Below are 6,283 nucleotides of genomic sequence, written 5' to 3'. Positions count from 1 at the left end.
CCCTGTCTCGATCGCTACCTTACGCTGGAGGTGATCGGACTGAATCTGGGCTCGCTATTTCTCGCCTTATCGCTTCTAGCGGGGCTCGCGCAGCTTGCATTGACAGCGACAGTGCCGTGGTGGACTGCCCTGATAATCGCATCATGGACCATGATCCGCTGTAGCGTGGCATCGGTTCGCGCTCGCCAGATTCGATTTCTTGGCTTTTCTCTTCACACACCCATTAACCTCTTTCTCTTGCCCCCTGAAAACCTATGCGCTGGGTACATTGAGCAATAGCGATTGGCTGTCACGGAGCGTTGCTGCCAACCTACCACATGGGGGTGGAAACTGGCCGTCACCGGAAACCCGAAGGCGGGACCGAACGCTACAGAATTTTCGGTAATTGCGGCGGCGCTTCGCAGAGCAGATCTTACGCGCGGCCCTTCGACGTTGGTGGTGGCATATGACGGCGTTTGTAGCGACGAGTGATCGTGCACACTACTTATCTTAGATGCTATGGGAGGGCCGTGTCAGTCGTATCCATTTTGCGTGCTCCTTTGCCGAAATGGGTCTGGAAAAGCCGTTTTACTCCAGCGGGCTTACTTCCACCGCCCTCCCATAGCATCTAGAAATGATCGTGCTTTCCGTTGAAAATCTAGCGGTTGGTTTCTAAAATCCCTTATCGACTAACGATTCGTGCATCCGTCGATTCCGCGAAGATTGTGGAGCTACTGAGCCTTACTGCAAGCAGCTCGGCACTCGCCCACCGCCAGATTTTGCACAGACAGGAAGATTCTCCTGTGAAAACTTTGCCGCGCGGCAAAGCGTTCGTACCGCATCTGCATATAAACGTCTCAATTAGGAGTGCTATATGGATGAACGACATCATTTCTTAATGACACCAGGCCCGTTCGCCTTGAGCGACGAAGTGACGGCACAGATGCAATTCGATATGGGCTCGCGCGACCGGAGCTTCAAAAACATCACGGCTTCGGTGCGTAAACTGATGATCGAGCTGATCGACGGGAATGACACACATTCGGTCGTCCCAATCCAGGGCAGCGGTTCCTACGGTATGGAGGCTGCGCTGGCTACCTTCATCTGTCCGTCTGATTGGCCGCTCGTCTGCATCAACGGAATTTATGGCGAGCAGATACTGAAAATACTGGAGCTGCGAGGCGTGCAGGCCGTCAGCATGAAGGCGCCGAGCGATCAACCGCTCTCGGCCGCCGACATCGCCGCGTATCTGGAGCAGGACCGCACGATCACGCAGGCTCTGATGCAAATAGACGGTCTGGTGGAGGTTTTTGCTATAGAAAGGATACCTCATCAAGAAGACAGGACGGCCTCCCAAACTGCGGGCGCAGCGGTACCTTTGAGGCCAAGATTCGCGAGGCTGAATTGGCCCTTGGGAATACGATGGACCAATTCAATACCTGAGAGAGTAATCGCTGCGTTCCTGAGACGTTTGAAGCCGAGCATGACTTTTGTCCGGGACTCGATGTTGCCATGGTCCTGCTCGACCAAATTATTGAGATATTTCGAGGATCGGACGTTTGTGTCATCAGGCAGCAAGCCATCGGCCTTCATCTCGCGCACGGCGCGGTGCGAGGCTGCACAACCATCAAGCGTGATGGTATTCGGTCGCTGGCCTTGATGTTCGATTGCCTTGCTGAAAAAGGCTTTTGCCGCCTTCACGTCGCGCTTGGCGCTGAGCATGAAGTCTACTGTCTGGCCCACCCGATCCACCACTCGATAAAGATAGACCAACTTGCCGCGCAGCTTGAGGTAAGTCTCGTCGACACGCCGCGACTGCCCTGTGGGCCTGCCAAAGCGGTTCGACCGTTTTACGAACTCCGGCGCAAAGCGCCGCACCCGGCGCAGGATCGTCGTGTGCGCCAGCGACAGACCCCGTTCCGCCATCATCTCGACCAGTTCGCGCAGGCTAGGCTTGTAGCGCAGGTACCAGCGAACACACAGAATGATCACGTCGCGGTCAAAGTGACAGCCTGCGACCAGTTCGTCAAGGCTCTTCAGCTTGCTCATCGTCGGTTCTCAATTTGTTCAGCCTGACACCTTAATCGATTCGCCCCCGCGCTATTTGCACCAGAGCCGTTTCTGTCACCAAGGACTCCATCACTCGCCATGCAGATCGTTGAATATGTCGGCCTTGATACGTCACGAGTGAGCGCACAGTACGAAAAAGTACGTGCCGCGCTCGAGCGCGATGACTTTCGGCAAGCCCAAGTCAAAAAGCTGAGCAATCTTACGCACGGACATTTCTATCGCGCAAAATTGGATTATGCGAATCGCCTGCTGTTCACGTTGATCCGGCACGGCGATCACGTTTGCGCGCTGATGCTCGAAGTCATTGAACATCACGCCTATGAGAAATCCCGCTTCCTGCGGGGCGTCGCGATCGACGAGGACCGGATTCCCGATGTCGATGCGCTTACGTCTGATGGCGCGACGCCGGTGCGCTACCTACACCCAGAGTGCCGGGAAATCCATCTGCTGGGCAATATCCTGTCGTTCGATGATACGCAGGATGCCATCTATCGCGAACCTGTGCCGCTGATCATATCCGGCAGCGCCGGCAGCGGCAAGACTGCACTGGCGCTGGAAAAACTCAAGCAGGTCGATGGGAATGTGCTGTACGTTACCCAATCGGCCTATCTGGCCCAGAACGCTCGCGACCTGTACTACAGCCACGGCTTTGGGCATCCCCGCCAGGACGCGACGTTCCTGTCGTACCGCGAATTTGTCGAGAGTGTGCGCGTTCCGCCTGGACGGGAAGTTGGCTGGCGTGAGTTCGCCTCGTGGTTCACGCGGCAATTGCCATTCAGAGGACTTGACGCTCACCAGAGCTTCGAGGAAATCCGTGGAGTCATCGGCGCCGACGCTAACGGGGCACTCCGGCGGGAGCAGTATCTTGAGCTGGGGGTAAGTCAGTCGATCTTCCCGGCCGATGAGCGCAATCGTCTCTACGACCTGTTCGAGCGTTACCAGGCATGGCTCGTCGAGGCGAACCTGTATGATCTGAATCTGGTTGCCCACGTATGGCGGGCGTTGGCGAGCGCATGCTACGACTTCGTCGTCGTCGACGAGGTTCAGGATCTGACCGACGCGCAACTCGCGCTGATTCTGGCGACCCTGAAAAATCCGGATCAGTTCATGCTATGCGGGGATGCGAACCAGATCGTGCATCCGAATTTCTTTTCGTGGAGCAAGGTCAAAACCCCGTTCTGGCGCGATGAAACGCTCGCCCTGCGGCAGCAGTTAAAGATCCTGCAGACCAGTTTTCGCAACGCCCACGAGGTCACACGGATTGCGAACACGCTGCTGAAAATCAAGCAGCGCCGCTTTGGCTCCGTCGATCGCGAAAGCAACTTCCTGGTCATGCCGGTTGGCGACGAGGCCGGATCCGTAAGCCTGATTGCGGGCAGCGATTCCGGCACGAAAGTGCTCAACGACAGGACGCGTCAATCGACGCGCTTCGCGGTGCTGGTCATGCGCGATGAGGACAAGGCGCAAGCGCGCACGCATTTCCAGACTCCGCTGATTTTCTCGATCCACGAAGCCAAAGGCCTCGGATATGAAAACATCATTCTCTACCGTTTCATCTCCGGGTATCCCGCGCAGTTCGACGCGATCGCGCAGGGCGTCACCGCGAACGATCTGATGGATGACAACCTGGAGAACCGTCGCGCCCGGGATAAGACCGACCGGTCGCTGGAGGTCTACAAGTTCTATGTCAACGCGCTCTACGTGGCGCTCACCCGCGCGACAACCCATGTATATCTGATCGAGTCGGACCTCGGGCATCCGCTGCTGCAGTTGCTGGGACTGCAGCAACGTGTTGAGGGCATTGATGCGAAGACGCAGACCTCGACCCGCGAAGACTGGCTAAAGGAAGCGCGCAGGCTGGAGCTGCAGGGCAAGCATGAACAGGCTGAAGCAATTCGCGAACTGGTTTGCCAGCAACCAGCGGTCCCTTGGCGCGTATTTGATGAGGCGTGGTTGCGTGACACGATGGATCGGGTGTTTCGCCAGCCCGCGTCGGGCAGCAGATCCAGGCAGCAGCTGCTCGAATATGCGTGCAGCTACGATGAGCCGATTCTGGTTAGATGGCTGGCGACGCGGGTGCGTTTCGACGCCGCACGACATCTTGAACAGCAGCGCGCTACGCTTGGGCGCAAACATCTGTCGGCGTATTTTTCCGCGTGCTCCAGGGAGGTCCTGCAGCACTGCGACCGCTATGGCGTGGACCATCGCACCCCGATGAACCAGACCCCGCTGATGGCGGCGGCCGCCGCCGGTAACGTGGCGCTCGTTGAGAGCCTGCTTGAGCGCGGCGCGAACCCCGAAGCGACCGATCACCTCGGACGTAACGCGCTGCACTGGGCATTGCTCGAGGCGTTTCGCGATGCCCGGTTCGCGCGCGGGCCGTTTGCAGCGCTGTATGAGCGGATTGCACCGCCATCCATTGACCTGATGAGCGGTGAACGCCTGGTTCGCATCGATCGGCACCTGTCCGAATACCTGCTGGTGCAGACACTCTGGGCGCTCTTCAAGTCCCGTTTTGCAGTGCCAGGTGGGCGTGCACGTGGGGGATTTGAGGCCGCATCGATCCTGGACGCGTGGCGCGATCTGCCGGACCACATCCTGGCTCCAGAACGCAAACACCGCGAGTACCTGTCCGGGCTGTTGTCGCGTAATGAAATAACGCGCGACTATTCCTACAACCGCCATCTTTTCACCCGTCTCGCGCAAGGGTGGTATCAGTTCAACCCGGCGTTGGCAGTACGGTGCCGGGATGCATCCGGTGAGTCGTGGGTCCCCCTCTATGAAGCGCTGAATGTGCGACTGATCGCGGAAAGCGCCGATCCACGGTACCTGAGCCACATTAACGCGCTCATGGAAAAGGCACATCTCGCTCCACTGTCGCCGCCAATCGTCGCATCTGGGGGTCGCGAGGTGCCAAAGGCGCTTCCCTCGCCGGTACGCCCCCTGGCGTCGCACGCCGGATTTTCGGTGGGCGATATAGTCAGCTTCACTGACAAGGCGCTGCACACCCGCACCGGCACAATCGTACGGCTTAACCAGAAGACAGCGGCCATCACTTGCGCTGACTCTGAATGGCATTGGCGAGTCTCCTACCTTTTGCTACGACGGAGCACGGCATAGGGATGTGGTACAAGCCAGATTTCGCGCGCTACAGCAAGAAGCCCTTCGGCGCGCGTCAAGCAATTGTCGCCTCACTCGTGCAGCGGCGTTGTCACGTTCGTGCGCTGGTCAGCTAAGATGACGTGATGAAAAAGACGAAATCGCTCTACCCTGGCCATCGATTTCCGGCATCAGTCATCAGCCACGCGGTTCGGAGGTATTTCCGCTTTCAACTCAGCCTTCGCGACATCGAGGAGCTACTGTTCGAGCGCGGCGTGGTTGTCAGCCATGAATCGATCCGGTGGTGGACGGACAAGTTCGGCGCCAGTTTTGCGCATCAGGTCAGGACTGCCAGTCGCAAACCGGGCAGCACATGGCATCTCGACGAAATGTTCGTGACGCTGCGCGGCGAGCCCTGGCTGCTGTGGCGTGCAGTCGATGAGCACGGCATTGAACTCGACATCCTGCTTCAGAAGCGCCGCGACAACGCCGCTGCCAAACGCTTCTTCAAACGGGTGTTGGCGGCCTGTCCTGCGGCGCCGAAGAAAATCGTCACCGACCAGTTGCGCAGCTACCCGGCCGCGAAAACGGAGATCCCTGAGCTAGCGAATGTGAAGCACGTTTTCGTCAAGGCCTGCGCGCGCGTGAACAACCGCGCTGAAAACAGTCATCAACCCACGCGTGAATGCGAGCGCCGGATGCGAGGTTTTCGCTTGCCCGAACGCACGCAGTCATTCCTGTCGTGCTTCGGTCCGATCCGCCAACACTTCGCTCAAGCGTCATCTGCTGAGCGCCTCGCTCTATCGCAAACAGCTCGCCGCGCGATTTGAAGCATGGCGTCTCTTCACCGGCATTGCCCAAGCTCCGACCACCGTGTTCTGAGACACGACTGTCCTGACCGATATCTCGTCATGGAGTCAGCAACGTGACAGCGCCGTCGCAACCCCACCTCGGCACATTGATGTCGTTCGGTCCTGGGGACCCCCAAGCGCTCCCACTTCTCCGGAGGGAGGGCGGCGTCCATTCCATCTCGACCGGTCCATGGCCAAATTGCTTTGTTAGCCTAATTATTTCGAGTATGCATCAAGCGAACAGGTTCGACATTCCATCCGCTAGCGGATGGAACCGATCGAGC

At 58.2% G+C, this 6,283-nt stretch carries 3 protein-coding genes and 1 pseudogene; 2 read left to right on the top strand and 2 right to left on the bottom strand.

The annotated features are described in order from the left end of the window. Positions 1-874: 874 nt before the first annotated feature. Positions 875-1,267 (bottom strand): hypothetical protein, encoded by a 393-nt coding sequence (locus B0G83_RS38855; protein ID WP_181157189.1) that lies wholly within the window; start codon positions 1,265-1,267, stop codon positions 875-877. A gap of 44 nt (positions 1,268-1,311) precedes the next feature. After that, positions 1,312-2,028: an IS6 family transposase gene (locus B0G83_RS37650; RefSeq protein ID WP_105512326.1), complete on the bottom strand. Its 717-nt coding sequence runs from the start codon at positions 2,026-2,028 to the stop codon at positions 1,312-1,314. Positions 2,029-2,127: 99 nt separating this feature from the next. Between B0G83_RS37650 and B0G83_RS37645 the strand changes: the two genes are divergently transcribed. Together B0G83_RS37645 and B0G83_RS37640 are read left to right on the top strand one after the other, a co-directional pair. Continuing rightward, positions 2,128-5,169: a UvrD-helicase domain-containing protein gene (locus tag B0G83_RS37645; RefSeq protein ID WP_258168512.1), complete on the top strand. Its 3,042-nt coding sequence runs from the start codon at positions 2,128-2,130 to the stop codon at positions 5,167-5,169. A gap of 125 nt (positions 5,170-5,294) precedes the next feature. Continuing rightward, positions 5,295-6,030, top strand: a pseudogene (locus B0G83_RS37640) (IS6 family transposase). The last annotated feature ends 253 nt before the right edge of the window (positions 6,031-6,283 follow it).

The sequence above is a fragment of the Paraburkholderia sp. BL21I4N1 genome (assembly GCF_002973525.1).
Taxonomy (GTDB): Bacteria; Pseudomonadota; Gammaproteobacteria; order Burkholderiales; family Burkholderiaceae; genus Paraburkholderia.
Note: the sequence above shows the minus strand (reverse complement) of the source record. Positions and strands in the feature narration are given on the sequence as shown.